Below are 25,941 nucleotides of genomic sequence, written 5' to 3'. Positions count from 1 at the left end.
TGGCGCCGGACCCGGGCGGCGTCGCCAGGCGCCACAGCGCGGCGACGCTGGCGACGGCCAGTAACAGCGCGATGACGAGGCGGCCCCGGGCCGGGCGCCAGGCGCGGCCGGCAGCGCCCTTGCCGGTACTGGCCGGCACTGGCCTGGAACGAGGTGACGATGCCAAGATCTACGCCTGGCCGTCAGGGTGCGGACGGATTGTAGGTCGACACCGCCCAGCCAATGCGCTCGTGGCCGTATTGATTCCAGATAGGACTCTTGCCGCCGCTGAACGCGCTGTAGCGCGCCGCACCGCTGCCGGTAGTGGACCCGAACAGGCCGGAGGTGATGGTGCTGCCGTTGTAGGTCGGGTGGGTGTCGTCGGACTGGATGTAATCGTAGCTGCTGCTCGAGGACACGAAATGCGTGTTGGCGTCACGTATCGTCGAGCGCAGCGTCGATGTGATGCGGGCGACATAGCTCGCTTCGCTTTCACCGGCGACATAGCGCAGGCCATCGGAGTCGACCTGGCCGTCGCCGTTGGCATCGTAGTCGGCGGCCATGTACTGGGCAAAGTTGTCCGCACAGGTAAAACCTTTTTGCCGCGCCACGTCGCACATCATGTAATTCATCCTGGCGAGGGAAGGCAGGAATTTGTCCTGCATTTTGACGGTGGCCCCGGTACTGGCGTCCTTGCAGGAACTCTGCGCAGTGTCCACGGCATAGCCCGGATAGTGCAGGTTGGAGATCACCTTCAGCTTGACGCCAGGATAAGCGTTGGCGTTAATGTAGTCCATCGCCGCTGTCACATACGTCTTGCAGCTACTTTCCGCCGCTGCCATCCGACTGTAATTGCAGGTACCGGTCTGGCTCTTGAAGGCGGCGCGCGCCTGCAGGCCATCGTTGCCGCACATCTCGAAGGTGACGACGCGCGTGTTGCTCGCTTGCATATACGAGCGCTCCGCCACGATCTTGTTGTTGTACACGTCCGAGGCAACCGCACCAGACTTGGTGCGGCGCACACTTTCGATGTCGGCGCCCCACTGCGCCGCCAAATATTCCGCGTTGACCGTCGGCGCCGCGTATTTTGCCGCGCTGCTGACGGAACCGTTGTAGCCGGCATAGATTGAATCGCCGTAGGCCACCGAGCGGAACTTGGTGGTGGTGCCGGCCCGGTCGATGGTCCATGACGCGTTCTGGTTCAAGGTGCTGGCCGCTGCCCCGGGAACTTGAACCAGCAGGGCGAGGGTGGGTAGCAGTGTGCGCAAGGAATGACGAAAGCGGATGCTCATGTAGTGTCTCCTTATAAAGTGGGCCGATATGCCGGGTCCGTTTCTCCAATAAATTTATGCTGCCATCCAATCTATCCCTAATTTCAGCAATAATGCTAAAAAGGAAATCAAACCGCATGATAGCTGTTAACTATTCGAAAATTTGTTGTACGGCGGTGGCAAGCGATGCCGGTCGAATCGGTTGGCAGTGTAAGCTCGATGCGATCGACATTTAACCAAGGGCGGTTGCATGATTGGAAGCGATAACATGGAACCGGTTCGGTGGGGCATCTTGGGCACCGGCAATATTGCCCACGCATTTGCAACGGCCCTGATGGACACGCCTGGCGCCATCTTGGCTGCGGTCGGTTCGCGCAGTGGCAACAGCGCGGAGCAGTTCGGGCGCCAGTTCGGCTCACCCGTTTCGTATGGCTCTTACCAGCAATTGTGCGACGCGCCGGGAGTGGACATCATCTACATCGCCACCCCGCATCCGGTCCATGCCGCGAACGCCACCATGGCCCTCGAGGGCGGCAAGGCCGTCCTGTGCGAAAAGCCGTTTGCCATGAACCTGCGCGAGGCTGAAAAAATGGTCGCGCTGGCCCGTCAAAACAAGTTGTTCCTGATGGAGGCGATGTGGACGCGGTACATGCCGGCGCTGGCGCAACTGCGGCGCATCGTCGCCCTTGGCGAAATCGGCGCGCCGCGCCAGCTGCACGCCGACTTCGGCTTTTACGCGCCGGTTGACCCGGCGCACCGGGTCAATCACCGCGAGCTCGGCGGCGGCGCGCTGCTGGACCTGGGCATTTATCCCTTGTCGATCGCCGCCGCCATCATGGGGCCGGTGACGAAAGTGTCGGCACTGGCCGAAATGAGCGAGACCGGCGTCGATGCGCAAACCGGCTTTAACCTGCTGCACGTCGGCGGCGCCATGTCGGTCTGTTCGTGCTCGCTGCTGGCAAAAACGTCGAACCAACTGACCGTCTCGGGTGCGCTCGGCCAGGTGCGCATGGACGCCAGTTTCCATCGCTCGCCGTCGCTGACGGTAACGTCGGCAAGCGGCTCGACGCGGGTGGTGCCGACGCCGTATCTCGGCAACGGCTACGTGCACGAAGCGATCGAGGCCACGCGCTGCGTGCGCGAAGGCCTGCTTGAAAGCGCGGGCATGCCGCTTGACGAAACGCTGGCGCTGATGCGCGTGCTCGACACCATCCGCGTGCAGATCGGCTTGCGCTACCCGGCTGACGACTAAAGTGCCCGCCAAAAAATAAATGTGCAGGTTGGCTGCCATCACCGGCGCGCTGCTGTGTTGGCCGCCGCTTGCCGTGCTCGCACTGCGGCGCAACGACCGCCTTGCATCGGATCCGGATCCGTTTGCCAAAGCTTCGCTTTTATTTCTCGACGAGTACGCAAATGCCGGGCCAGGCGGCGCCGATGTCGAATCGGCTTGGCGCCTTTACACGGCGCCCTGGATGCGCTGCCACAGGCTTGCGCGCAAAGTGTCGGCCGCGCCGCGGCCCAGGCAGGGAACGTCGAGGGCGCGATGATTGCGTGAGCCACCCTGGGTGTCCGCCTGCAGGTGCACGATGCCGAGGCTGCGGTCAAGCGGCGAACTGTAGAGCCGCAGATTTTGCAGGCGGGCGCCGACCACCACGATCGTCCGTCGCGTCCATACGCCGCTGCGATACAGAAGCACGTCGCCGGTCTCGGCGATAGCGCCAAAGCGCGCCCAGGCACGCGCATGCCACAGCATGGCCAGCGCCAGCAGGGCAGCGATGGCGACAAGGGCCGGCCAAGGCAGCGGCCACGCATAAAAAGCGTCTGCCAAGGCGCAGGCCAGCAGCGCCGGCACTACCCAGCGCGCCTGGCCGAACAGGCGCCGCTTGACAGTGGCCGGATGCAGTGCCCGCCAGTTCAGGCGATCCCAGTCGAGCGCCGGAATGCACACACGCAGCAAGGCCTGGGCTTGGGCGGGCGTGGCGATCGGGGCCAGTTCCTCGAAGCCGGTGTCGGGCGACGCGCCATGTGCATGTTCTTGCCCGTGCCGGGAGCCGGCTACCGAAACCGCCAGGCGGCAACGTCCAAAACGCCGGTGCAACCAGGTCTCTTCCAGCTCCCAGCGCTGCAGGCGCGGCAAGCGCGCGCCGTTGCGCACGACGGTGAGCAGGCCTTGCTGCGCCAGCAGGCGCTCGCCGTCGCGCGCAAGCGTAAATCCATGGTAGCGGAAGAAGGCCAGCAGCACCGACAGCAGGCGCAACAGCAGTAGCATACCCAGCAGGCCGAGGGCTGCGCCGGCCGCCAAAATCCAGGCATTGCCGGATTCGACCTGTGTCTGCATCAGGCGGCCCGTCCAACGCACCAGCGGGCGCACGAGCTTGCCGAAATTGAACCGCAGGGTGTCGTTTTGCATGACCAGGCCGAACGCCACCCCAACCATGATCATGCCGCGGTTCGACACTAGGCCAAGGCGCAGGATTTCCGAAGCCGGCAGGGCGTGCAGAACGGATGACGCGGGCGCCGCGGTTGGCCCGGACAGCGTCGCGGGCGCGGCGCATTTCTTGTCGCGCAACAGCGCTTCCAGTTCGGCGGCGGCCGGCAGGCTCAAGACCTTCATCACCGCTTCCGGTTTGCCGCCGGCAGCCGATTCGATGCGCACTTCCGTGACCCCCAGCAGACGGTGCAGCAGTATGCGGCGCTGGCTGACGCCTTGAATGCGGGTAAATGGAATATGCTTTTGCGCGCGATCGATCACGCCTTCGCGCACCAGCAATTCAGACTCGCCCACCTCGTAGTGGAAGAAGCGCGCGCGCAGCACCGTCCAGGCGCCGACGCCCAGCACCGGCAGGGCGGCCCATGCCTCCCAATTGTTGGCGTCGCGGCCAAAGAACAGCATGGCGCCGAGCGGCAAGGCGATTTGCCTGAGCGCGCTGCCGAGCAGGAATATCGACGACAGCGGATGCAGATGCTTGCGCTGCTCACTCATGCTGCGCCCGCGATTGCGGCAGCAGCGCCGCGCGCAAGGCGTGCGCCCGCGCGACCGGCAAGCCGGCGATGCGGGTCGCGTGGTCGTGGGTGCCGGCGGTTTGCAGCGTGAGCGTCGCCATACCCCAGCGCCGGTCGAGCGGACCCTGGCTCACATCGATGTGCTGCAGGCGCGCAATCGGAACCCATGCTTCGGTGCGCCACCAAACCCCGTCGTACAGGACCACGCCTTGGTCGGCATGCAGTTCGGCTTGGTAGTTTGAATATTTTTTTCCGGCGTAAAGGAAACCAACTGCGCCCAAAGCCAGCGTGGGCAGCAGCGCGAAGGCATACAAGATCATGCTCGCCGCCCCCAGTTTGGCGCACATCCAGGCCAGCACGGCGCCGGCAACCATGCCGCTGATGATGCCCGTGCTCGCATAGACATAACGCCAAACCGTCAGCAATGCCGGTAACTTCGGCAATGACGTTGCGGTGGGAGCGGGCAGGGACGACATACATGAACTCCGTGGTTAAGGCCGGACGATTATTGTACTGCGTGTCAGCGGCTGGCGAGCATGACGCCGGCCACCGTGACCACGCCGCCGACCACCATCGATACCAGCACCGGCTCGCCCAGCAGCAGCGGCGCGCCGAAGCCGACGCCGAACGTCGGCACGAGGTTGTTGAAGACCGCCGCGCGCGACGGTCCCAGGGCTTTTACGCCTTCGTAATACCAGACGAAGCCGATCACCGTGCCGATGGCGCCGAGGTAGCCGACCGCGGCCCAGCTGGTCCAGCCGACAGTGTTCCAGTCGACCTGATTGATCTGCCCGGCGGCGCCGACCGCGAGGAAGAACCAGCCCCACAAAGCCGCATAGGTCGTGGCCGCGATAGGCGACAGCTCGGTAAGCGCGTGGCGCCCGATCTGTGTGTAGGCAGCCCAGCTGCACGCGCTGGCCAGCATCAACAACTCGCCGGCGCCGAGCGAGCTCTTGAAATCATGCACAGTGCCGGCGAAGTCGCCGCGCGTGATGACGATCACCGCGCCGACGAATGCAAGCGCGATGCCGAACCATTTGCGCCCACTCAGCCGCTCGCGCATCATGGCCGCCGCCGCCAGCGGCTCGGCATCAGCCAGTCCGCCGTGTCGCACGCCATCAAGTCGCTGGAAAATGAACTTGACGTCGAACTGGTGTCGCGCCAGCACGCGGCGGCGGCGCTAACCGAGGTCGGCAATCGGCTGCTCACGCGCACACGCGAGATCCTCGGCCTGCTTGATGCGATGACGCAGGAAGCATCGGCCGCGCGCGGCCTGAGCGAGGGTCTGGTGCGGGTCGGGTCGTTCGGCCCCACCTCATCGTTAAAGCGGCTGCCGGCCATCCTCGAGGCCTTTCGCTCCCGCTATCCTGGCATCGCGGTGCAAATCGACGAAGCGCCGGACCAGGAAGTACGCCAGTGGATTTTGGAGCGACGGATCGACATCGGCTTTGTCTTGTTGCCGGATAACGCTTTCAATACCGTGCCGCTGGCCGAGGACGAGATGGTGGCGGTCCTGCCGCACTGCCACCCGTTGGCCAGGCGCGCTTTTGTGACGCCGGCCGACCTGGCCGGCGAGCCCCTGAACCTCTCCGAGCAGTGCGCCTGGCCGCTGGTGCTGCCGGTGTTCGCCGCACACGGGCTGGCGCCGCAAGTGCGTTACCGCATGACGCAGGTGCTGACGATTCTCGGCATGGTCGAGTCGGGCGGGGGCATTTCGATCATGCCGGAACCGGCTTTGCCGGCCGACGTTGCGCGCACCAATCTGCAACTGGCGACGGTGGCGCTGCGTCCGGCTATCCGGCGCCGGGTCGGCTTGCGCGACCTGGCGCGCGCCGCGCCTGCCGTGAAGGCCTTTATCGAGATCGCGCGCAAGAGCGCAACAGAAAGCGCGAAATGAGCGTACACCTGTTTTTTCAAATCGCCGATCACCAAACGGCGGCCAGCGCAGCTGTTTCAGGGAGCAGAAAATGCCAATAGCCGCCACCCCGGCCGCGCCGTATTACGCGGTTATTTTTACTTCGATTCGTACTGCGCGTGACGACGGCTACAGCGCCATGAGCGAAGCCATGGCTGCAAGCGCAGCCCGGCAGCCGGGCTTTCTTGGCATGGAGACGGCGCGCGAGGAAGTCGGCATCACGGTGTCCTACTGGGCAAGCCTGGCAGCGATTGCGGCGTGGAAGGTGCCGGCCTCGCACCTCATCGCCCAGCAACTTGGCCTCAAAGCCTGGTACGCCGCCTATACAACCCGCATCTGCCGCGTCGAGCGCGATTACGATGTCACGGCGATCTGACTTCGTGCGTCCCGGAACTGCCTTCAGGCCATCGGTTGTCCTTCGAGCCTGAATGTTTCACAAACTGCCGATGCGGCTCCAGTCGAGGGCCGCGCTGACACGATAGATCTGCTGGCGGCTCGCCGCATGTTCGACGCGCAAGACGGTCGCCGACGATGCCAGCGCAGCGCCATCGTCGAACGGTAAGCGGGCCGCGCCAAGCTTGAACATCGGGTCGTGGCGCAAGTTGTTCGAGTCGTTCCCGGCCTCTTTACCGCAGCAGAACCGGGCCGAGATCGGACGACACACCGCCGCCGGCGAAATCGGCGCGGACGCTACGGTCGGAATGGATGCAAAACCGAGCTGCTCGGGGGGAGAACGCATGTTGGGCAAGGTGGCATTCGTGTTGGTCAATGTGGCTTAGGGATAAATTACATTTATTCAATCACTTACGCCATTCTTGCTCGCTCCCTCTTTATGCAAAATTCAGGCTAGACACTGCCTTCCTGTTCGACCGCGAGGATGCGCGCCGCGCCACGCGGTAATGCATGTCGACGACCCCGTCGAGGACGGCGAACACTTCGTCGCCGCTGTTGAATACGCTTTCCGCCAGTACGATCCGGGCAGATTCAACTGCATGCGGTTCGCCGGGGTCAACACGCTGTTCGGCGAGATGATTCTGAAACTGCGCGCAGCGCGTACGTGCGCAACCGTGCGCGGCGACGTACGAGAGCATAATAACCAAGAAAGTCGCGAAGGCCAGGAAGCCCGTTGCATATTGCTCAGCCATTGAAAGGAACCTCCATGCTCCCGACTCCAGAAACGCTTGAAGGCAAACCGGTACCGCAGGTCGTCTTCAAGGCCAGGCCCGGCAACCAGTGGAAAGACGTCAGCACGGATGAGCTTTTCAAAGGAAAAAACGTGGTGCTGTTTTCGCTCCCAGGCGCCTACACCCCGACTTGCTCCTCGAGTCACATGCCGCGCTATAACGAGCTGGCGCCGGTGTTCAAGAAAAACGGCGTCGATGACATCGTCTGCATCTCCGTCAATGATGCGTTTGTCATGAATGAATGGCAAGCCGGCCAGGATGCCGGGAATATCAGCTTCATCCCCGACGGCAATGGCGACTTCAGCAAGGCCATGGGGATGTTGGTGGACAAGCGCGACCTCGGCTTGGGCATGCGTTCCTGGCGCTATTCGCTGCTGGTCAAGGACGGCGTCATCCAGAAAGCGTTCGTCGAGCCGGACAAGGAAGGCGATCCGTTGGAAGTGTCGGACGCCGAAACGATGCTCAACTACATCAATGCGAACGCCGACATTCCCGAGCCGGTGGTCGTGTTCGCCAAGCCGGGATGCCCGCATTGCGCCCGCGCCAAAGCCACTCTCGAGCGCGAGGGGTGCGTGTACACTGAAATAATCCAGGACCACAAGATCAACGCGAGCGTACTGCGCGCCGTGTCCGGTCAATCGACCTGGCCGCAAGTTTTTATTGGCGGAAAACTGATCGGCGATGCCGACGCGATCGGCGCCTATTTCAACCAGACCGGTCCGGCATAGCTGCGCAGCGCCGGCTTGCTGAGATTATTCCCTGACAATAATAGGGCGGGTGGTTGAAAAAGCTGATGTTCTCGGCCATCGAGCCGGCCAGCAGCACGTCGTCCTGCATCATCGCGGCAAGCATGGCGCGGTCTTGCCGCAGCCGCAAGGGCCGGTAACGGCCACCGATTCGCCCGGCTCGCGCGCGCCGAACTGGCCGCTGTAGGCAGTGAACGCGATCAGCATGCCGACCGTGAACACGCCATCGAGCACCATGCCGATGCCGAGCCAGAGCGCCAGAGCGCCGGACACGGCAGCGATCATCTGATTGATGTTGCCGAACCAGTGCAGGTTCAGGTGCGCGGGCAGGCGTGTGATAACCCGGCCGCGCGCCTGGCGCCGCCAAGGTGTAGCTGTCACGCCAGGCGGCGACGGTGCTGCAGGTCGATCTTTTCGGACACGGCAGCACGATGGTGTCGATGTGACGCTGCCCGCGCGCTTCCAGCACCTCGCATCGGATCGGTACGCCGTCATCATCGCGTGGCATAACAGTTCTCCCAAAAAAGACGTGCAGCATCGGCCCGGTATAGTCACCAGCGGCGCTGGTTTGATATGTTCAATATGGATTTTTATGTAGTAAGAATGTTGTTGCGGCGTCAATGTTCAGGTCAATGGATGAGTCCGGATATCCGTCCGCGCAAGCCTGATTGATTGATTGGCTGGTTGATGAACCTGTTGAAACGGTCAGTGCTATGATTTGGGTCGTCAAATGCAACATGAGACCGCTTGCAACAGCGGCGTTCGCACCCGCCGCGACGGTCGCGCGGCCGCAGGTTAGAATGGCGATGCGTTCAACCAGGCTCATGCCATCGCAATGTGGTGGCGTCACTTGCCGACCCGGGCAATATTATTTTTATAGCGCAACGACTTCCGTAAAACATGCTGATGACAAACCCTGGTGCCTTGCCTGAACCGGCCGATGCTTCCGCTTCGACTTTTTCCCGTTGGCAATGGATGACGTCAACATTGCGCACGCCTGAAATGCTGGCGATCGCGGTGTTCCTGCTGTCGCTGGCGGCAACTTTTGGCGCCTGGCACGTGGTCGAACAGCAGATCGAAAACAGCCGGCGGGCGGAGTTCGAATTCCAGACGCGGCAGACCGTGCGCCGCATCGAGCAACGCATGAGCACGTACGAACAGGTCGAGCGCGATACGCAGGCTTTCATGCTGGGATCGATGGATGCCAAGCGCGCGGACTTTCGCTTGTTTGTCCAGTCGATCCGGCTCGAAGAGCGCTTCCCCGGCATTCAAGGCCTGGCGCTGGTCGAGCTGGTCTTGCCCGCCGGCCTCGCTGCCCACTTGGCAGCCATCCGCGGCGACGGCGCTCCCGGATACGATATTCGTCCCGCCGGCGGGCGCCCGATTTACTCGTCGATCACCCATATCGAGCCGTTCACCGGCCTGAACCTGCGCGCGCCCGGCTACGACATGCTGACCGAACCGACCCGGCGCGCCGCGATGGAACGGGCCAGGGACAGCGGCCAGGCGGCAGCGTCGGGCAAGGTGCGCCTGATCCAGGAGAACGGGCGCAACGTGCAGTCCGGCTTCGTGATGTACCTACCGATCTATCGCCGGGCGATGCCGACCGCGACCATCGAAGAGCGCCGGGCACACCTGGTGGGCTGGGTCGGCGCGCCGTTTCGCATGGACGATCTGATGACGGGCCTGAACGGCGAACGTTCAGCCGAAGTGAGCCTGTCGATTTACGATGGTGGCCAGCGCTCGGACGCTAGCCAGCTGTACCGCTCCGGGGTGGCGGACAGCCAGCCGCCGGGTTTTCTTCCAAGCTATCGAACCATCCGCACGCTCACCATCGCCGGTGCGCCATGGACGCTCGACATCGGCTCGACGGCCCGGTGGGAATCCAGGCTCGACGACAACCGCCCGCGCTGGATCGCCGCCGGCGGTTCGGTGGCCAGCGGCATGCTGGCCTTCCTGGTCTGGGCGCTCGGCACCGGGCAGCGGCGCGCGGTCGGCCTGGCCAGGCAGATGACGCGGCAACTGAGCGATATTGAATATCGCTGGAACTATGCGTTGGAGGGTGCCGGCGACGGGGTGTGGGACTGGGACCGCGGCACTGGCAATATCTTGTACTCCAGGCAGTGGAAGGCGATGCTGGGCTTTTCCGAGGATGAATTGAGCAACACGGAGCAGACATGGCGCGACTTGATTCATCCGGATGACGTGCAAAGAGTGATGGCGCGGCTGAACGCCTATCTCGACAGCACGACACAATCCTATGTCAGCGAATACCGGATGCGCAGCAAGGATGGCGGCTATCGCTGGATCCTCGGACGCGGCATGGCTGTCACCCGCGATGCAAGCGGGCGGCCTTTGCGCACCATCGGCACGCATGCCGATATTACCCGCGTCAAGGAGAACGAAAACGCGATGCGCGTCGTCAACGCCCAGTTGGCGCATGAGCAGCATCGGTTCGACGTGATTCTCCAGCATTCGCACGATGCGTTCGTCGCCGTCGGATCGGATGGCCATATCACCCACTGGAACGCCAGCGCAGAGCGGATGTTCGGCTGGCGCAGGCTTGACGCGATCGGTTCGCCGATGGCCGAACTGATCGTCCCGGCCGAGTTCCGGGCCCGCCACGCGGTCTGGTTTCAACGTTTCGTCCAGCGCGGCCGCGGGCTTGTCTCGCACAATGTGATCGAGGTGACTGCGATGCACCGGTCCGGGCGCTGTTTTCCGGCCGAGCTGGCGGTGGCCGGCTTTCCTGAAGGCGCCCTGTTTGCGGTGAGCAGCTTCATCCGCGATATTTCCGATCGCAAAGCGGCCGAGCGCAGCGCGCAGGAACGATTGCTGGCGCTCGAGGAGGCGCGGCAAGCTTTGCAGCACGCGCAAAAACTGGAGGCGGTCGGCAAGCTGACCGGCGGCATTGCCCACGACTTCAACAACGTGCTCCAGATCATCAGCGGCAATGTCCAGCTGCTGCAGCATTATCCGCCGACCGACGCGACGTTGCAGCAGCGCTTGCGCAGCATCGGATCGGCCGTCGCGCGCGGCTCGAAGCTGTCGTCGCAATTGCTGGCGTTCGCGCGCCGCCAGCCGCTGCAGCCTGTCGCGATCAACCCCTTGCGCACCTTGCGCGACCGCGACGATCTGCTGCAACGCGCGCTCGGCGAGGCGATCGGCATCGAGTACCGCTACGACGAAGCGCTGTGGAATGTCTTTGTCGATGCCGGCCAGTTCGAGAATGTCGTGATGAACCTGGCGATCAATGCGCGCGATGCGATGGCCGGCGTCGGCGGTGCGTTTTCCCTGGAATTTCGCAATCGCTTGATCAGCGTCGAACATGCACGAATCGACGACATCGTGCCGGGCGAATACGTGCTGCTGAGCTTGTCCGATACTGGCTGCGGGATGACCGAAGACGTGATGGAGCATGCGTTCGAGCCTTTCTTTACCACCAAGCCGGTCGGCCAGGGCACCGGCCTGGGCCTTTCCATGGCGTATGGCTTCGTCAAGCAAAGCGGCGGGCACATCGCGCTGCGCAGCAAGCCGGGCGAGGGTACGGCCATCGATATTCTACTGCCGCGCTCGCATGCAACCGAGCTGCCCGCCCTGGCGGCCCCAGGCATCGACGTCACCGGCGGCGAAGAAACGATTCTCGTGGTCGAAGACGACGACGAGGTGCGCCTGACCGCCGTCGGTACCTTGCGTGAGCTCGGTTACCGGGTGATCGACGCCGCCGACGGCGCGGCCGGCCTGGCGATACTCGAACGGGGCGACCAGATCGACCTGCTGTTTACCGATGTGGTGATGCCCGGCCCGGTCAGCAGCACGCAATTGGCGGCTCACGCCAGGCGCTTGCTGCCGGGAGTGGCCGTGCTGTTCACATCCGGTTACACGCGCGATGCGCTGGCCGTCGGCGGACGGATCGACGGCAGCGTGCAGTTGTTGAGTAAGCCTTACCAGCAAGCCCAACTCGCGCAGCGGCTTCGCGACATCCTCGGCGCGCGCGCGAACGTGCTCTAAAAAACCAGCCAGGCCGCGCCTGATTACCCCAGTGGATCGATGACAAACGCCGGCATGCGGGCGCGCGCGCGCGCGCAGTCGAGAAACTTGTCCGCCGTGATCAACGCTTCGTTAATGGTAACGTCCATGTCGAGATAACGGTAGGTGCCAAGGCGTCCGACGAAGGTCACGTTCGCTTCTTCGCGTGCCACGTCGACGTAGCGCTCGAGTTGCTGCTTGTCGCGCGCCAGCCGGATCGGATAGTAAGGGATGTCGCGCTCCTCGCATTGCCGACTGTATTCGGTGTAGCAGATCGTCCTGTCGTGCTGTTCCCACGGTGAGAAATGCTTGTGTTCGGTGATCCGGGTATATGGCTGGCTGTCGTCGCAATAGTTGATGACGGCGTTGCCCTGGAAGTCTCCCCGGTCGCGGAAGACTTCGAAATCGAGGGTGCGGTAGGGCAGGCGGCCTTCGGAATGGCTGAACCATGCATCGATCGGGCCGCTGTAGAAAACGTGGCCGTAGTCGTGCTTCAGTGCGGGATCGAAGGGCGTACTCAGGTGCACCGCGACTCCCGCGACTGCCAGGATTTTCTCGACCAGCGCGGTGTAACCATTTGCCGGCATGCCCTGGTACTTGTGATTGAAATAGTTGTCGTCGTAATTGAAACGTACCGGCAGGCGTTTCAAGATACTCGCAGGCAGCTCGCTCGGTTGCAGGCCCCATTGCTTGATCGTATAGGTTTTGAAAAAGGCCTCGTACAGCTCGCGCCCGACGAAGCGCAAAGCCTGCTCTTCGAAGGTGGTCGGATTGTCGATCGATTTGTCGCCCAGCGTCAGCAGGAAGGCTTGCGCTTCGGCCGGACGCATGGTCTTGTTGAAGAACTGGTTGATGGTCAGTAAATTGATGGGAAGGGTAAAAACCTTGCCATTCGTGATTGCCTTGACCCGGTTCACATAAGGTTTGAATTCACTGAACCGGTTGACGAATTCCCATGCCCGCTCATTGTCGGTATGAAATATGTGGGGTCCGTAAACATGCAGCATGACGCCCGTATCGTCATCGCGTTCGGAGTGGCAATTGCCCGCGATATGGGGGCGCGACTCGAACACTTCGACGTTGTATCCTGCATGAGCCAACTGATTTGCAATGACGGCGCCAGAAAATCCGGCACCAACAACGGCGATATTTTTTTTCATTAAAATGTCCTGGCTATAGTTTGATGCACGCCACGAACGTGCCGTGCGCACCGGATCGCATTGACCGAAACCTTGGCGTCTCGACAAAAAAGGTTACTATAAAATTCACTAGGGCGGCGCTCCGGTGAATAGCGTATCCGCTGTGAAATCCGCCCGATAGTGAACGCAGTTGCCGGCGCTACTAAACAATCGGCGGGCGTTGCGGCGGCCCGGACGGACCCGGTGGAGCCGCGGTTTACGCAAGCGCGGTATCGAGAATCATCATCACGACGAAACCGGCCACCAGCGCGCCTGATGCGAGCTTGTTCAAGCCATCCTTGTGCGACTCCGGAATGATGTGGTGGCAAATGACATACAACATCGCGCCGCCGGCGCATGCCAGTCCCCACGGCAGCAGTGCGGCAGAGACTTCGATCAGCGCGGCGCCGGCAACTGCGGCAATCGGTTCGATGATGCCCGAGGCAACACCGAGCAGGGCCGAATACACCCGGCCGTAACCGACCGCGCGCAGCGCCATCGCCACCACCAGTCCTTCCGGTATATCCTGAAGCGAGATGCCGGTCGCTAATCCATAGGCCTTGGCTGGGTCGATCCCGGCATAAGCGACGCCGATGGCAAGGCCTTCGGGCAGGTTGTGAATGGCGATGGCGCCGACAAACAGCCATGCCCGCTTGATCGACCTGCTGTCGTGGTTGCCCCCGGTGGTTTCCTCCGCGTGGAGGTCGGCGCCCGCGAGGCGGTCGAGGCTCATCACCAGGGCCATCCCGATCAGGATGGCCGCCGCGGTGATTGCCGCCGCTTCCCACGCGCCCGCGCCCGCCGCCCGGCTTGCCGCCAATGCGGGAATCACCAGCGAAAACGAGGTCGCCGCCAGCATGATGCCGGCGCCGAGCCCGAGAAATCCCTCGCACACTTTCCTGGAAAGTTTTTGCGCAAACAGGACAGGCGCGGTGCCGGCCGCGGTTGCCAGGGCCGCCATGGAGCCCCCTTGCAAGGCGCCCGTCAGGCTCGGCGACAGGTGTAGCAACGGTTTGGCGAGTTCATTCGTCAGTACCAGCAGGCCGGCGACGGCAACTGCGCCGCCGACCAGCATGCAGGGGACCTGGGCCGCGCGTACGTTCATTGGCGATCCATCAATGAACCTTGTCGCCGGCACCGGGCTTGTTATCTATCGCCTGCGTAAAATAGCGCGTTGCTGCCGCCAGCTCTCCCTCGGGGCCGCCGAATTGCTCTGGCATCAGCTTGGCCAGGCCAGGATTCGATTTGCTGACCGGTACCGTGTACTGTAGGCGTTTGTTGTGAGCCAACATAACTTCTTTCCAATTGAACGTCGGCCTTCCGACGGTGGACGTGGGCGACATGCCCTTGCCGCTTAATTATGCCGCCCGCCTGGCGAGGTCATCGTCGGCGCCTTGCTGATGTGAATGTAGGACAGTTGCGCGCAAAGGTGCCGGACGGCATGCCGGCCCAACGACGGCGGGCGCCTGCCGGCCGATACAAGCGCCGCTTACCAGTTGACGTGGTGCGAAGTCGGCTTGGTCGCCATCAGCCACACCGCGGCGATGCGGTCGAGGCCGGCGCCGGCCGGCTTGCCCAGCTCGTCGCTGCGGATGTCGGGATCGATCTCGTCGTAAGACCAAGCAAATCCGGCCCGGTCAAGGCGGCGCGCCACTTCTTCGCCGAACTGGTCGACGCCGTCGACAATGCCGGGCGTCGTGTACAGCAACAAGGTACCGCCGGGCGCCAGGCGGCCAATGGCGGCGTTGACGATGGCGCCTGAAACGGCGGCGCCGCCGTGGCGGCAGGTGAGGGCGGCGTCGTCGACCATGCAGGCCGGATTGGCTACGATCAGGTCGAATGTGCCATCGACATTTGCCAGCATGTGGCTGTACTCCGGCAGCACCCCCGTGGCGTTGGCCAGCAAGGCATTGACCCGCGTCAGTGCCAGGGCAACCGGGTTGGTGTCGACCGCGTGCACCGACGCCGCCGGGCACATGTGGGCCAGCTCGATGGCGCCGGTTCCGGCGGCGCAACCGAGATCGATGCAGCGCGTCACCCGGCCCGCCAGCGCCGGCACGCAGAAGCGCAGCTGGCGCGCGAACCGATAGGTATCGGGACCGAAACAAACTGTGTCAGGGGCAGTACCGGCGTCGGCCTGGCCGGCCGGGTGTGCCGAGTGAAAATAGAGCTGCTCGCCAAGCGAGGAGACCCGCAAGGTACTGCGCAGTCCGTTGCCGGACTCCGCCAGCATGCCGGCATCGCGCATTGCGCTCAGGATGGCGACCGGTATCAGGGCCGGGTTAAACTCGCGGTTCCAGCCGAACACGTCGACAAGGCTGCGCGCCCGCGCGTTGCCCGGGCGGCTATTGACGAGCTCGATCGTTGCCGGGGTCGGGGTGTGGAACCGGTAATTAATCTGCTGGAGTTCTTTGCCCAGATGAACCAGCGCCGCGGCAACAGAAGCAAGCGGACTCGGGCGGGTGACCGTGGGCGGTCTCTTGTGCTCGAATTGCAATATCATGATGCGCTCCGTATCTCGGCAGTCTTGATGGGTGCCATGACTTGGTTCGGACCGCTGCGTGATCATCGTGATCGTCGTGATCGCGGCTTCCCTGCGTTTCGTCGCAAGGTGCAGCAACACTGCAGATGATAGCGAAGCGCCAGCGCTTTTCACGTCGGGGTTCCGGCCAAGTAAGTGTAGGCCACGTCCTATCGAATTTCTGGCAAATAATGGAGGCGATGCATCAGCGGTCCTGGCCGATACATGCGGCGCCGGCACATGCGGCAATTTTTTTTGTACTGCTCAGCTTGAAACGAGGGTCTGCACGCATTACTATTGAGTTCAGCGAGGGAGGTCACGATGGGGCCCAAATTAAACAGCGACGAACTGAACGCATTGCAATCCCTTAATCCAGGCATGGCCAACCCCGCTGCGCGCTACCGCGAAGGGGACCTGCCGCAACGATTGTTTGCCTTCAACCTGGTGTCGCGCCATCCGTGCGGCACCACCGTCCTCACCAAGAACGGCGAGCGCGCCTTGTTCGGCCAGGCCTGCTTCGCCGCGCTCGACGCCATCGACCGCGGCGACACCGTCGAACTCGACGACGACGTGCGCAAATGGTTGCTGGTCAGCGGATTTGTCGACGCCGGCGCGGCGGCGGCTTGTCCTTCGATCACCACCCGCGGCGGGCTTTGGCTGGCGTCATTCAAAGAAGAGGGTGCCTCAGTTTCCCCGGCATTGACCGCGGCGGATTTTGCCGGGCGCCGCGCTTGAGTTCCCACCTGGCGGGCGCGCCAGGATGAACGCCATCTCATGAAACAAGGAGAACATCATGTTTTCGCTTAAAGATATCAGCCCGTCGATCACCGACATGATCCGCTTCGACCATTCGCATGTGATGCTCACCTCGCACCAATATGTGGTGACGAAAAAGTCCACGGTTAAAAAAGCGTTGGCCGAAATCATTTGCGATGCACTGGAAATTCATTCGACGCTGGAAGAAGAAACCTTTTATCCGGCGCTGCGTCAATTGGGCATGGGCGGCTCAGCCCTCGAAAAAAGCATCCCGCAACACCTCGAGATGCGCAACATGATCGCCAAGATTCGCCAAGCCGATCCGGCTACGCCGCGCTATGACCAACTGGTGAGCGAACTGATGCGAGACGTGATGCACCATGTGGCCGATGAAGAAACCATTTTGCTGCCGGAAGCGGAGCGCATGCTGGGCAAAACGCGGCTCAACGAACTCGGGGTTCAAATGAGCAAGCGCCGCATGCAGCTGCTGGGGCCTAAGGCGGGCAAGGTGGCGATGAATACCTTTGTCGGGTTTTCGTCGAGCACGACGGCCGTCGTGCTCAGCGCCGTCAGTGCGCTGCTGGTCGGGCGGTTCCTGACCAAAAAGCTGATGTGACCGGCGTTGGCGGCGCCGGCTCGCGCTCCTGCAGGAACCGGCCGAGCGCGCTGTCGAGCGTGGGCAGCAGGATCGCCCGGTTGCTGACCAGCGCACTGTAACGCGGCCGGGCGGCGATGTAACGGCAGTCGGCTGCCGGCCGGGGTTCGAGCCTGCTGCTGTCCACCCCGGCCCGCGCGGCCGCCCTGGCGGCAAGCCCGGCCCACGTGAGCGGATCGCCGTTGGTCAGGTGCCAGACGCCGCGCTCGCCGTCGATGATCAGGTCCAGGCAGGTATTGACCAGGTCCGGGACATAGGTCGGCGACACGGTGACGTCGTCGGCTGCATAAAACGGCCGGCCCGCCTCGAGCGTGCCGAGGGCCCGGACCACAAAATTATGCTGGTCCCACGGACCGAAAAACGCACTGGTGCGCACTACCAGCGCCTTCGGGCAGGCTTCCAGCACGGCCGACTCGCCCCTGGCCTTGCTGCGGCCGTACATATTGATCGGCGCCATGGCATCGGTTTCGACATACGGCGCGCCACGCCGGCCGTCGAACACCAGGTCGCTCGAAAACGTCGTCAGGTGTACCCCTTCGCGCGCGCAGGCGCAAGCCAGCATGGCCGGGCCGTGCGCGTTTTCGCGGAAGCATCGCTGGACGTTGTGCTCCGCATCGTCGATCCGCACGTAGCCGCTGGCGTTGACGATCGCCCATGGACGGTAGCGGGCGATCGCCGCCGCCACCGAGACTGGATCGGCGATGTCCATGTCGCGCCGCGACAGCAGTCGATGCGACAGGTTGCGCTGCGCGCAGATGCGGGCAAAGGCGCGGCCCAAAGTGCCACTGGCGCCGGAAATGAGGATCGGCGCGCCGGCGGCATGGATGTGGCCGGCAATCTCGGCCCCGGCCAGCCCGGCCAGCAGGCGGCTGCCGCGGCGCCACCAGCCGTCGCCGGCAAGCACCGGATGGTCCGGCGTGCGGCCGGAGCCGAGCTGGCGCAGCAGGGGGGCGAGCGCGGTCGGGCGCGGCACGGCAAAGCGCACATCGAAGGCGCCGGATTCGTAATAGCCTTCGGACCGGGTGACCAGGCTGTTCCAGTCGAACGAGCCGAGCAAGGACCACGAGGTAATGGCGCGCAAGTCGACGCCTTTGGCGCGCACCTCTTCGCCGGCGCGCCATATTTCCAGCAGCCAGCGCAACTGGTCTTCGCGGTGCGCGTCGATGTGGGCCTCGGTGACGGCCAGCGGCAAGCGGTAGCGCTCCCATGCTTCTTCGAGCAAGGGGCCGATGCCCGCAATCGGGGTGGCCCGCACACGCACCGTTTCGATGTCGACGCAAGCCTGGCCGTCGACCAGCCCGGCCAAGTGGGGCGGGTAACGTTCGGTGCGATGGTCGACCCAGCGCTCGCTGGTGACGTAATAATTGACGCCGATGATATCCGGCGGACAGCGATTGACGCGGAACCAGTCCAGCTCGGAGGCGTCGATTCCTGAGTGAATCAGGTAGCGCCACAGCGCGTGGTCCGGATCGACCATGCCGCACAGTAGATCCCATGCCAGCCAGCGTCGTTCGTTATAGAACGTGGCCAGCGCGGCCATCGGTTCGGTACCGCACGTTTTGCCCAGGTCGTCAGGCTGCACCAACTTTGCACGTGGATTGACCAGACGGATTGCGCGCATCGACAGCACCACGGCGCGGCACTGGTTCAACAGGGCGCGGACGAATTGCGCGTCGTTTGCGCCGTGCGGATACCACCAGCCGTACAGTCCGCAAAAGCGCGCGGTGGTGAGCGGCTCGTTGACCGGCGTGTAGTACTCGAGCCACGGGTAACGCGCGGCGACCGCGCCGGCATACTCGGCCAGCCCGGTAGCAAACGTCGGCTCGAGCAGGCTGCTGTGACGCGGTCCGCTGCCATGATGGACCAGGCCGGCGATGACCTCGATCCGGGCTTCGCGCAACGCCGGCAACTGGCGGTCGGGCCAGCCCCAGTCGGCCGCGCCGATGCCGTCAAGCGCGACGCGCTCCCATAGCACGGGGTAACGGATGGCTTTGATGCCGAGCGCGGCGAAGCGCTCGATGTCGCCCGGCCGGCGCTCATGACCGTTGCGCTCGACCTGGTCGAAATAGCGCTCGCCTACCCGGTTGAGCGTGCATTCGACACCGCCCCACAAAGCCAGTTTTTCCGCCCTGCCGTACTCGATGGCTGGTTTCATGATGTTGCCTTGTCTGGTGGAAAAGAAGCAAAGGAAACGCGCCGGCCTCACCCTTGGCGCGTTCATGAATTTTATACATTGCCGTGCCGCCGCACGGGGGCATGACGGGTGTTTGGTCGGTAGGAATCCACCGGAATCTACTGTAAGCATATGACTACAAAATGTTTCCGGTGGTCGAGTTTTGCGATATCTGGACGGTTGAGCGAGGGCGCTGCCATAGGGAAGAGACTGCGTAATAAAATTTAACAAAAATATATTTTTGCAACATTGTGGTGCATAAATGAAACCTCGAAAACACCATTACTGTTACGATTGTTACATTAGTTTTATACGGATGAGCCCCATGATGCATGTCGTTGAAATGGTCAAACCGGACGGTCGGGCGCTTGCGCTGTACAGCCGCGCGCCGATCCAGTTTGCCGCCGCCGCGCCGAGTCCGTTCGCCGACCCGCTGGCGGCCAACCCGCATTTTCGCTGGCATCCGCTGCGCGGCGAATGGGTCGCTTACGCGGCTTTTCGCCAACACCGCACCTTCCAGCCGCCGCCCGAGTACAACCCGCTGGCGGTGACGACCGATCCGGCGGCGCCGACCGAACTGCCGGAAGGCGATTACGAGATCGCCGTGTTCGACAACCGCTTTCCCTCGATGAGCCTGGACGCCCACGATGCGCCCGCGTCGAGCGTGCCGACCGCACCGGCGGCCGGCCACTGCGAAGTCGTCGTGTTCACCCAGAATCCGGCCGATGCGCTGGCCCGGCTGCCGCTTGGCCGCATCGAACTGCTGCTCGCAGTGTGGGGCGACCGCACTGTCCGGGCCGGCCGGCGCGGCGCCATCAAGTATGTGCTGCCGTTCGAGAACCGCGGCGTCGAGGTCGGCGTCACCTTGCACCACCCGCATGGCCAGATCTACGCTTATCCCTTCGTGCCGCCGGTGCCGGCCACGATGCTCGCCAACGAACGCATCTATTACGCCCGGCATGGTCGGGCCTTACTGGTCGACATGGTGCAGACGGAGCTGGCCGATCCGGTGCGCGTGCTGTACCACGGCTTGCACGCGGTAGCCTTCGTGCCGGCCTGCGCGCGCTATCCCTACGAGGTGTGGGTGACGCCGATTGCGCACGTGCCCGACTTCGCCGCGTTGTCGGTCGAGCAGCGCGCCGACCTGGCGCGCGCGCTCAAGACGGTGCTGCTGAAATACGAAGGCCTGTGGCAGCGGCCGTTTCCTTACCTGATGAGCTGGTACCAGGCGCCGACCGACGGCGAGGCCCACCCCGAGACCCAGCTGCATGCGCAGTTCAGCCCGCCATACCGCACGCGCGACCGCCTCAAGTACTTGGCCGGCACTGAACTGGGGGCCGGCATGTTCGCCATGGATGCGCTGCCGGAAGACAAGGCGGCCGAGTTGCAAGCTGTGGTGGTGGCGCCGGAGCTGATGGCATGACAGCGACACTGACACGACCGCCGATGAGCGCCGCCGAGTTTTTCGCCGGCCGCTCTTTCATCCAGGCGAGCGCCCCTGGCAGGGTCAACCTGCTCGGCGAGCACACCGATTACAACGACGGCTTCATGCTGCCGATTGCCACGCCTCAACGCACCACGGTCAGCATGGCGGTCGTTTCGGCGCCCGGTTATCGCTTCCATTCAGCCACGCTCGGCAGCGAGGCGGCGTTCGGTGCGGGTGAGGACGCGCCGTCAGGTTTTGCGCGCTACATCTTCGGCTGCATCCGCCTGCTCGAGGCGCGCGGGGTGGCGGTGCCGCCGCTGCAGGTGCATGTCGACTCGAACGTGCCGCTCGGGACTGGCCTGTCGAGCAGCGCCGCGCTCGAAGTGGCGACCCTGCGTGCATTGCGCCGCCTGCTGGCAGTCGAACTCGACGACGTCGCGCTGGCGCTGCTTGCCCAGCAGGCCGAAATCGCGTATGCGGGCGTGAACTGCGGCGTGATGGACCAGATGGCTTCGAGCCTGGCCGACGAGGTAAGCATGCTGTTCCTCGACGCCCGCACCCTCGCCACCAAACTCCTGCCGCTGCCGGACGCGGCGGAAATCATCGTCATCGATTCGGGCGTGGCGCGCAAGCTCGAAACGAGCAAATACAACGAACGGCGCGCCGAGTGCGAGCGCGCCGCCAGCATGCTGGGCGTGCCGGCGCTGCGCGACGTTGCCGACATCAAGGCCGTCGAGGCGTTGCCGGAACCGATACGCCAGCGCGCCCGCCATGTCGTCACCGAAAATTGGCGCGTGCTGGAAGCTGCCGGCGGCGTCGATGCCGCACGTTTCGGCCAATTGATGAGCGCCTCGCACGCCAGCCTGCGCGACGACTACCAAGTGTCGGTCAACGCGCTCGACACTCTCGTCGACATGTTGTGCGCGGAGGATGGCGTGCATGGCGCCCGGCTTACCGGCGCCGGCTTCGGCGGCGCCTGCGTGGCCTTGTGCCGCAAGGGCAGCGCCGCGGCCATTGGCGGCAAGGTCGTCGAACGCTTCAATGCCGGCGGCGGCAGCGCCGGCTTGCTTCTTCCAAATTCTGCAATTCAATGAGGAACTGATGACCCAACACATGTACCCACGTCCCCAGCTCGTGCGTGACCACTGGCAGTCGCTCAACGGGCCGTGGCAGTTCGCCTTCGACGACGCGCGGCGCTATACCGGGCCGAGCGACCCGATCGAGTGGACCCACCAGATCGTCGTGCCGTTCGCGCCCGAGGCGCGGGCAAGCGGCATCGGCGACACCGATTTCCATACCTGCTGCTGGTACCGGCGCGAGTTCGACATCGACCGCGGCAACGGCCGGGTACTCCTGCATTTCGGCGCCGTCGACTACTCCGCGCGGGTGTGGGTGAACGACGTGTTCGTTGCCGATCATACGGGCGGGCATACCCCGTTTTCAGCCGACATCAGCCACGTCTTGCGCGCTGGCGGTCTGCAGGTAGTGACCTTGCAGGCGCTCGACGATCCGCACGACCTGGCCAAGCCGCGCGGCAAGCAGGACTGGCTGCGCCACGAGCACTCGATCTGGTATCCGCGCACCACCGGCATCTGGCAGACGGTCTGGCTCGAGCGCGTGGCGGCCACCTATATCGCCGCGCTGCGCTGGACGCCGTCGTTCGAAGGCTTTGAAATCGGCTGCGAGGTGCGGGTCGGCGGCGACCTGCGCGATGACCTGATGGTCGAGGTAAAAATCCGCCACGGCAGAACGCTGCTGGCCGACGACCTGTACAAACTGGTGGGCCACGAAGCGATCCGCAAGATCGTCCTGTCGGACCCTGGCATCGACGATTCGCGCAACGAATTGTTGTGGAGCCCGGAACGGCCGACTTTGCTCGATTGCGAACTGACGCTGTTCCACGCCGGACGCCGGCTCGAAAACGTTTATTCGTACACCGCGTTGCGCTCGTTTGCGATCAACCGCGACCGCTTGATGCTCAACGGCCGTCCGTATCCGCTGCGCATGGTGCTCGACCAGGGCTATTGGCCCGAAACGTTGATGACGGCGCCTTCGGACGACGCCCTCAGAGGCGACGTCGAGCTGGCCAAGGCGATGGGATTCAACGGCGTGCGCAAACACCAGAAAATCGAGGATCCGCGCTACCTGTACTGGGCCGACAGACTGGGTCTTCTGGTATGGGAAGAGATGCCTTCGGCTTACCGTTTCACGCCGCTGGCGATCACCCAGCTGGTGCGCGAATGGACCGAGGCGATCGAGCGCGACTACAGCCATCCCTGCATCATCGTGTGGGTGCCGTTCAACGAATCGTGGGGGGTGCCGAACCTGACCTCGATCCAGGCCCACCGCAACGCGGTCGAAGCGCTCTACCACCTGACGAAAACGCTCGACTCGACCCGGCCGGTGATCGGCAACGATGGCTGGGAAGCATCGGCCACCGACATCCTCGGCATCCACGACTACGACTGCGACCCCGCCAAGCTGCGCGCCCGTTATGAAGTGAGCGACCCGGTGCGCACCTTGTTCGACCAGCGCCGTCCGGGCGGGCGCATCCTGACCCTCGACGGCTTTCCGCACCGTGGCCAGCCGATCGTGCTCACCGAATTCGGCGGCATTGCCTACGACAAGGCCGAAAGCGCCATCGTGACGTGGGGTTACTCGCGCGCCAATTCGGATGACAGTTTTCATGAGTTGTACCGCAGCTTGCTGGAGGTCGTCAACACGACCTTCATGTTCAGCGGCTTTTGCTATACCCAGTTCGCCGACACGTTCCAGGAGGCCAACGGCCTGCTGCACGCCGACCGGACACCCAAGATTCCTCTTGAGCTGATCAGCGCGGCAACGCGCAACGTCCGGCTCGAGGAGTAATGCAGTTCTGATTAACTAGCGCCCCACGAGGGCCGAAAGGAAATTGTATGACCAAGATCATTGTATTTTGCCACCTGCGCTGGGATTTCGTGTTCCAACGCCCGCAGCAGCTACTGACCCGGCTTGCCGAGCACTATCAGATCATCATGGTCGAAGAGCCGATCTACTACGACGGCGGCGATTTCCTGAAGACGACGCTCGTCGCCCCCAACGTCACCGTCTGCCAGCCGCATACGTCGTCGCACGCAGTGGGCTTTCACGATGACCAGATTCCGCTGCTGCAACCGCTGCTCGCCGATCTCGTCAGTGACGCCGAAGATCCGGTCGTGTGGTTTTATACGCCGATGGCCTTGCCGCTGTTGCAGGGTCTGCACCCATCGCTGGTGATCTACGACTGCATGGATGAACTGGCCGCTTTCAAGAACTCGCCGAAACAGCTGCTGCAGCGCGAGTCCGCCTTGCTGGGGATCGCCGACCTGGTCTTTACGGGCGGGCCGAGCCTGTTCGAAGCGAAGCGCGAGCGCCACACCAACGCCCACTGCTTCTCAAGCAGCGTCGACGCGGTCCACTTCGGCCGTGCGCTCGAGCGCGCCATCAGCCATCCCGCCCAGGCCGGCATCAAAGGCCCACGACTCGGTTTCTACGGCGTCATCGACGAGCGCTTCGACCTCGACCTGCTTTCAGTGCTGGCCGACGCGCGACCGGATTGGCAGCTGGTGATGGTCGGTCCGGTCGTCAAGATCGATGCGGCCCGCCTGCCGCAACGCGCCAACATCCACTATCTGGGCCAGCAATCGTACGATGCCTTGCCGCAGTTCCTGGCCGGCTGGGACGTCTGCCTGATGCCGTTTGCCCTGAATGAATCGACCCGGTTCATCAGCCCGACCAAAGTACTCGAGTACATGGCCGCGGAGTTGCCGATCGTTAGCACCCCGATTACCGACGTCGCGGTGCCATATGGCCATGTTGTCGCTGTTGCCGACACGTACGACAAATTTATCGCCGCGTGCGACACCGCGCTGGAAATGTCGGAACAGCAAAAGGCAGCAATGGTCGGGACGATGCGCGCCATTGTCGCCGGCACATCGTGGCAGGTGACGGCGGACCGCATGCGCGCCTTGATCGAAACCACCCCACGCTCGATCCCGACAGTGCGCACGCCGGCCGCCGCGGTGCCCAACTACGGCTACCTCACGGCCTGATTCAGGCCTTGCCGACATGTTTACCGCCCGCCCGCCTTGCACGGGCGGTTTTCGGTTGAAACAAGTGTCGCGGGTGTTGTCAACTTACCGCGGTCGGAAAAATTTGCAGAGTGCGGGATGAAAAATTCCCAAACTAGGGCCAGCCGTGGCGTTGCGGCCCTGCACCAAGGAACGCAGCTTTCGTTGCGTCCGGTTTTTCCTTGCTTTCGGGCTACGTGGCGCGTGTGTCGTATCAACTTAATTACACTTGACGTGGAATGTTCACCGATTCATCCGACCACCGAAGGAGTACAACATGCCCCAAACGAAATCTGCCGTCATCAGCTTGCTGATCGCCTCCGCCCTGGCGATCCCCGCCCTCAGCCAGGCGCAAACGTCGGCACCGGCTGCTCCCGCAGCAGGCGCTGCCGCAGCGACCCTCGGCAAGGCAGACCAGAAGGTGGTTGTCGATATGGCGATGTCCAACATGGCCGAAGTGGCCGCCGGCAAGATGGCGCTCGCCAAAAGCCAGAACCCGCAGGTGAAAACGTATGCGCAGAAAATGATCGACGACCACACCGCGGCGCAGGGTGACGTCACCACGCTGGCGCAAGCCAAAGGTGTTACCTTGCCGACCGAACTCGACGCGCCGCACAAGGCGATGGCGGCCAGGCTCGACAACATGTCGGGTGGCGCCTTCGACAAGGCTTACATGAAAGGCGCCGGCGTCTCCGACCATACCAAAATGCACAACAAGCTGGTCAAGGCCGCTTCGAACGCCAAAGATCCGGACGTCAAGGCAGCCGCTGCCAAGATGAGGCCGGTCGTCGAACAGCACTTGCAAATGGCCAAAGAACAGCCTGCCACTGCCAGCGCCGTTGCGCGATAGGCGGCCCCAGGCGAAGCGGACAGAAAGAAGTCATAAAAGATCTGCCGCCACGCGGAGCAATAGCTTATGTTCACATAATCTGTTGCCTGCGCGCCAGCGCGTCCGTCCTGTCAGGGGTGTGATCCCCGGCTTGAAAGTTGCCGCCAGCGGCATTGCTTGGTCACCGG

At 63.3% G+C, this 25,941-nt stretch carries 24 protein-coding genes and 1 pseudogene; 12 read left to right on the top strand and 13 right to left on the bottom strand.

Annotated features, from left to right (window positions below; genetic code table 11):
- Positions 1–182: 182 nt before the first annotated feature.
- Positions 183–1,271, bottom strand: coding sequence for a hypothetical protein (locus CR103_RS12475; RefSeq protein WP_099916303.1), 1,089 nt, complete (start codon positions 1,269–1,271; stop codon positions 183–185).
- A 247-nt stretch (positions 1,272–1,518) separates the two neighbouring features.
- On the opposite strand from CR103_RS12475, the gene CR103_RS12470 reads away from it, so the two are divergent.
- Positions 1,519–2,502, top strand: a complete 984-nt coding sequence (locus tag CR103_RS12470; RefSeq protein ID WP_099916302.1) for a Gfo/Idh/MocA family protein — start codon at positions 1,519–1,521, stop codon at positions 2,500–2,502.
- Between the two features lie 204 nt (positions 2,503–2,706).
- Here CR103_RS12470 and CR103_RS12465 read toward each other — a convergent pair whose 3' ends face one another.
- The 3 genes from CR103_RS12465 to CR103_RS12455 are packed head-to-tail and all read right to left on the bottom strand — an operon-like array spanning position 2,707 to position 5,367.
- Positions 2,707–4,233: a PH domain-containing protein gene (locus CR103_RS12465; RefSeq protein ID WP_099916301.1), complete on the bottom strand. Its 1,527-nt coding sequence runs from the start codon at positions 4,231–4,233 to the stop codon at positions 2,707–2,709.
- Positions 4,226–4,729, bottom strand: coding sequence for a PH domain-containing protein (locus tag CR103_RS12460; protein WP_099916300.1), 504 nt, complete (start codon positions 4,727–4,729; stop codon positions 4,226–4,228). The genes CR103_RS12465 and CR103_RS12460 overlap by 8 nt, the downstream gene beginning before the upstream one ends.
- Before the next feature lie 44 nt (positions 4,730–4,773).
- A complete protein-coding gene (locus tag CR103_RS12455) occupies positions 4,774–5,367 on the bottom strand; it encodes a DMT family transporter (protein WP_229443036.1) in 594 nt (197 codons plus the stop codon).
- On the opposite strand from CR103_RS12455, the gene CR103_RS12450 reads away from it, so the two are divergent.
- Positions 5,359–6,150: a LysR substrate-binding domain-containing protein gene (locus CR103_RS12450; protein ID WP_180279370.1), complete on the top strand. Its 792-nt coding sequence runs from the start codon at positions 5,359–5,361 to the stop codon at positions 6,148–6,150. The two genes, CR103_RS12455 and CR103_RS12450, sit on opposite strands and share 9 nt — an antisense overlap.
- 70 nt (positions 6,151–6,220) lie before the next feature.
- A complete protein-coding gene (locus CR103_RS12445) occupies positions 6,221–6,544 on the top strand; it encodes an antibiotic biosynthesis monooxygenase family protein (protein ID WP_099916298.1) in 324 nt (107 codons plus the stop codon).
- A 57-nt stretch (positions 6,545–6,601) separates the two neighbouring features.
- On the opposite strand, the gene CR103_RS12440 is transcribed toward CR103_RS12445, so the two are convergent.
- On the bottom strand, positions 6,602–6,907 hold the full coding sequence (locus CR103_RS12440; RefSeq protein WP_180279369.1) for a transposase: 306 nt from the start codon (positions 6,905–6,907) through the stop codon (positions 6,602–6,604).
- A 91-nt stretch (positions 6,908–6,998) separates the two neighbouring features.
- Positions 6,999–7,313, bottom strand: a complete 315-nt coding sequence (locus tag CR103_RS23410; RefSeq protein WP_229443035.1) for a hypothetical protein — start codon at positions 7,311–7,313, stop codon at positions 6,999–7,001.
- 14 nt (positions 7,314–7,327) lie between these two features.
- Between CR103_RS23410 and CR103_RS12430 the strand changes: the two genes are divergently transcribed.
- Complete coding sequence (locus tag CR103_RS12430; RefSeq protein ID WP_099916296.1) at positions 7,328–8,080, top strand: glutathione peroxidase; 753 nt, start codon at positions 7,328–7,330, stop codon at positions 8,078–8,080.
- Between the two features lie 108 nt (positions 8,081–8,188).
- On the opposite strand, the gene CR103_RS22680 is transcribed toward CR103_RS12430, so the two are convergent.
- Together CR103_RS22680 and CR103_RS22075 are read right to left on the bottom strand one after the other, a co-directional pair.
- Positions 8,189–8,479 (bottom strand): ABC transporter transmembrane domain-containing protein, encoded by a 291-nt coding sequence (locus tag CR103_RS22680; protein ID WP_180279368.1) that lies wholly within the window; start codon positions 8,477–8,479, stop codon positions 8,189–8,191.
- A gap of 196 nt (positions 8,480–8,675) precedes the next feature.
- The gene (locus CR103_RS22075; RefSeq protein ID WP_143752589.1) at positions 8,676–8,924 is read right to left on the bottom strand and encodes a hypothetical protein; all 249 of its coding nucleotides are present in this window, start codon (positions 8,922–8,924) and stop codon (positions 8,676–8,678) included.
- 80 nt (positions 8,925–9,004) lie between these two features.
- Here CR103_RS22075 and CR103_RS12420 point away from each other — a divergent pair, with 80 nt between their 5' ends.
- Positions 9,005–12,109, top strand: a complete 3,105-nt coding sequence (locus CR103_RS12420) for a CHASE domain-containing protein (RefSeq protein ID WP_180279367.1) — start codon at positions 9,005–9,007, stop codon at positions 12,107–12,109.
- A 23-nt stretch (positions 12,110–12,132) separates the two neighbouring features.
- Here CR103_RS12420 and glf read toward each other — a convergent pair whose 3' ends face one another.
- From glf to CR103_RS12400, 4 genes and pseudogenes are all read right to left on the bottom strand, one after another.
- Positions 12,133–13,287, bottom strand: coding sequence for a UDP-galactopyranose mutase (gene glf / locus CR103_RS12415; RefSeq protein ID WP_099916294.1), 1,155 nt, complete (start codon positions 13,285–13,287; stop codon positions 12,133–12,135).
- A gap of 235 nt (positions 13,288–13,522) precedes the next feature.
- Complete coding sequence (locus CR103_RS12410; protein ID WP_099916293.1) at positions 13,523–14,410, bottom strand: ZIP family metal transporter; 888 nt, start codon at positions 14,408–14,410, stop codon at positions 13,523–13,525.
- A 22-nt stretch (positions 14,411–14,432) separates the two neighbouring features.
- A pseudogene (locus tag CR103_RS12405) lies at positions 14,433–14,597 on the bottom strand (manganese catalase family protein); the annotation flags it as partial.
- Between the two features lie 197 nt (positions 14,598–14,794).
- Entirely contained in the window at positions 14,795–15,808 is a 1,014-nt protein-coding gene (locus tag CR103_RS12400; RefSeq protein ID WP_099916292.1) for a methyltransferase, read from the bottom strand.
- A gap of 339 nt (positions 15,809–16,147) precedes the next feature.
- On the opposite strand from CR103_RS12400, the gene CR103_RS12395 reads away from it, so the two are divergent.
- Positions 16,148–16,561, top strand: a complete 414-nt coding sequence (locus CR103_RS12395) for a hypothetical protein (protein ID WP_099916291.1) — start codon at positions 16,148–16,150, stop codon at positions 16,559–16,561.
- 58 nt (positions 16,562–16,619) lie between these two features.
- A complete protein-coding gene (locus tag CR103_RS12390) occupies positions 16,620–17,198 on the top strand; it encodes a hemerythrin domain-containing protein (RefSeq protein ID WP_229443034.1) in 579 nt (192 codons plus the stop codon).
- Here CR103_RS12390 and CR103_RS12385 read toward each other — a convergent pair.
- Positions 17,152–19,392 carry a sugar nucleotide-binding protein gene (locus CR103_RS12385; protein WP_099916290.1) on the bottom strand — a complete coding sequence of 747 codons (2,241 nt, stop codon included), beginning with the start codon at positions 19,390–19,392 and terminating at the stop codon, positions 17,152–17,154. The genes CR103_RS12390 and CR103_RS12385 overlap by 47 nt on opposite strands.
- Before the next feature lie 346 nt (positions 19,393–19,738).
- Here CR103_RS12385 and galT point away from each other — a divergent pair, with 346 nt between their 5' ends.
- From galT to CR103_RS12360, 5 genes are all read left to right on the top strand, one after another.
- Positions 19,739–20,833 (top strand): galactose-1-phosphate uridylyltransferase, encoded by a 1,095-nt coding sequence (gene galT / locus CR103_RS12380; RefSeq protein WP_099916311.1) that lies wholly within the window; start codon positions 19,739–19,741, stop codon positions 20,831–20,833.
- Positions 20,830–21,930, top strand: coding sequence for a galactokinase (galK, locus tag CR103_RS12375; RefSeq protein WP_099916289.1), 1,101 nt, complete (start codon positions 20,830–20,832; stop codon positions 21,928–21,930). Before galT ends, galK begins: the two co-directional genes overlap by 4 nt.
- 7 nt (positions 21,931–21,937) lie before the next feature.
- On the top strand, positions 21,938–23,704 hold the full coding sequence (locus CR103_RS12370) for a glycoside hydrolase family 2 protein (RefSeq protein WP_099916310.1): 1,767 nt from the start codon (positions 21,938–21,940) through the stop codon (positions 23,702–23,704).
- A 47-nt stretch (positions 23,705–23,751) separates the two neighbouring features.
- Positions 23,752–24,906 (top strand): glycosyltransferase, encoded by a 1,155-nt coding sequence (locus CR103_RS12365; RefSeq protein ID WP_099916288.1) that lies wholly within the window; start codon positions 23,752–23,754, stop codon positions 24,904–24,906.
- Between the two features lie 295 nt (positions 24,907–25,201).
- Positions 25,202–25,774 (top strand): DUF4142 domain-containing protein, encoded by a 573-nt coding sequence (locus CR103_RS12360; protein ID WP_099916287.1) that lies wholly within the window; start codon positions 25,202–25,204, stop codon positions 25,772–25,774.
- Positions 25,775–25,941 lie beyond the last annotated feature (167 nt).

The sequence above is a fragment of the Massilia psychrophila genome (genome assembly GCF_002760665.1).
In the GTDB taxonomy this organism is placed as follows: domain Bacteria; phylum Pseudomonadota; class Gammaproteobacteria; order Burkholderiales; family Burkholderiaceae_D; genus JAFCUW01.
This window is presented reverse-complemented; position numbering and strand designations above follow the sequence as displayed.

Bases quoted from the DNA above. Each gene is read 5' to 3' on its own strand.
- glf (WP_099916294.1), bottom strand. From the start codon at position 13,287: ATGAAAAAAAATATCGCCGTTGTTGGTGCCGGATTTTCTGGCGCCGTC.
- galT (WP_099916311.1), top strand. From the start codon at position 19,739: ATGCATGTCGTTGAAATGGTCAAACCGGACGGTCGGGCGCTTGCGCTG.
- CR103_RS12365 (WP_099916288.1), top strand. From the start codon at position 23,752: ATGACCAAGATCATTGTATTTTGCCACCTGCGCTGGGATTTCGTGTTC.
- galK (WP_099916289.1), top strand. From the start codon at position 20,830: ATGACAGCGACACTGACACGACCGCCGATGAGCGCCGCCGAGTTTTTC.
- CR103_RS12420 (WP_180279367.1), top strand. From the start codon at position 9,005: ATGACAAACCCTGGTGCCTTGCCTGAACCGGCCGATGCTTCCGCTTCG.
- CR103_RS12440 (WP_180279369.1), bottom strand. From the start codon at position 6,907: ATGCGTTCTCCCCCCGAGCAGCTCGGTTTTGCATCCATTCCGACCGTA.
- CR103_RS12410 (WP_099916293.1), bottom strand. From the start codon at position 14,410: ATGAACGTACGCGCGGCCCAGGTCCCCTGCATGCTGGTCGGCGGCGCA.
- CR103_RS12475 (WP_099916303.1), bottom strand. From the start codon at position 1,271: ATGAGCATCCGCTTTCGTCATTCCTTGCGCACACTGCTACCCACCCTC.
- CR103_RS23410 (WP_229443035.1), bottom strand. From the start codon at position 7,313: ATGGCTGAGCAATATGCAACGGGCTTCCTGGCCTTCGCGACTTTCTTG.
- CR103_RS12470 (WP_099916302.1), top strand. From the start codon at position 1,519: ATGGAACCGGTTCGGTGGGGCATCTTGGGCACCGGCAATATTGCCCAC.
- CR103_RS12430 (WP_099916296.1), top strand. From the start codon at position 7,328: ATGCTCCCGACTCCAGAAACGCTTGAAGGCAAACCGGTACCGCAGGTC.
- CR103_RS12370 (WP_099916310.1), top strand. From the start codon at position 21,938: ATGACCCAACACATGTACCCACGTCCCCAGCTCGTGCGTGACCACTGG.
- CR103_RS12385 (WP_099916290.1), bottom strand. From the start codon at position 19,392: ATGAAACCAGCCATCGAGTACGGCAGGGCGGAAAAACTGGCTTTGTGG.
- CR103_RS22075 (WP_143752589.1), bottom strand. From the start codon at position 8,924: ATGAGCCTGGTTGAACGCATCGCCATTCTAACCTGCGGCCGCGCGACC.
- CR103_RS12390 (WP_229443034.1), top strand. From the start codon at position 16,620: ATGTTTTCGCTTAAAGATATCAGCCCGTCGATCACCGACATGATCCGC.
- CR103_RS12465 (WP_099916301.1), bottom strand. From the start codon at position 4,233: ATGAGTGAGCAGCGCAAGCATCTGCATCCGCTGTCGTCGATATTCCTG.
- CR103_RS12460 (WP_099916300.1), bottom strand. From the start codon at position 4,729: ATGTCGTCCCTGCCCGCTCCCACCGCAACGTCATTGCCGAAGTTACCG.
- CR103_RS12395 (WP_099916291.1), top strand. From the start codon at position 16,148: ATGGGGCCCAAATTAAACAGCGACGAACTGAACGCATTGCAATCCCTT.
- CR103_RS12445 (WP_099916298.1), top strand. From the start codon at position 6,221: ATGCCAATAGCCGCCACCCCGGCCGCGCCGTATTACGCGGTTATTTTT.
- CR103_RS12400 (WP_099916292.1), bottom strand. From the start codon at position 15,808: ATGATATTGCAATTCGAGCACAAGAGACCGCCCACGGTCACCCGCCCG.
- CR103_RS12360 (WP_099916287.1), top strand. From the start codon at position 25,202: ATGCCCCAAACGAAATCTGCCGTCATCAGCTTGCTGATCGCCTCCGCC.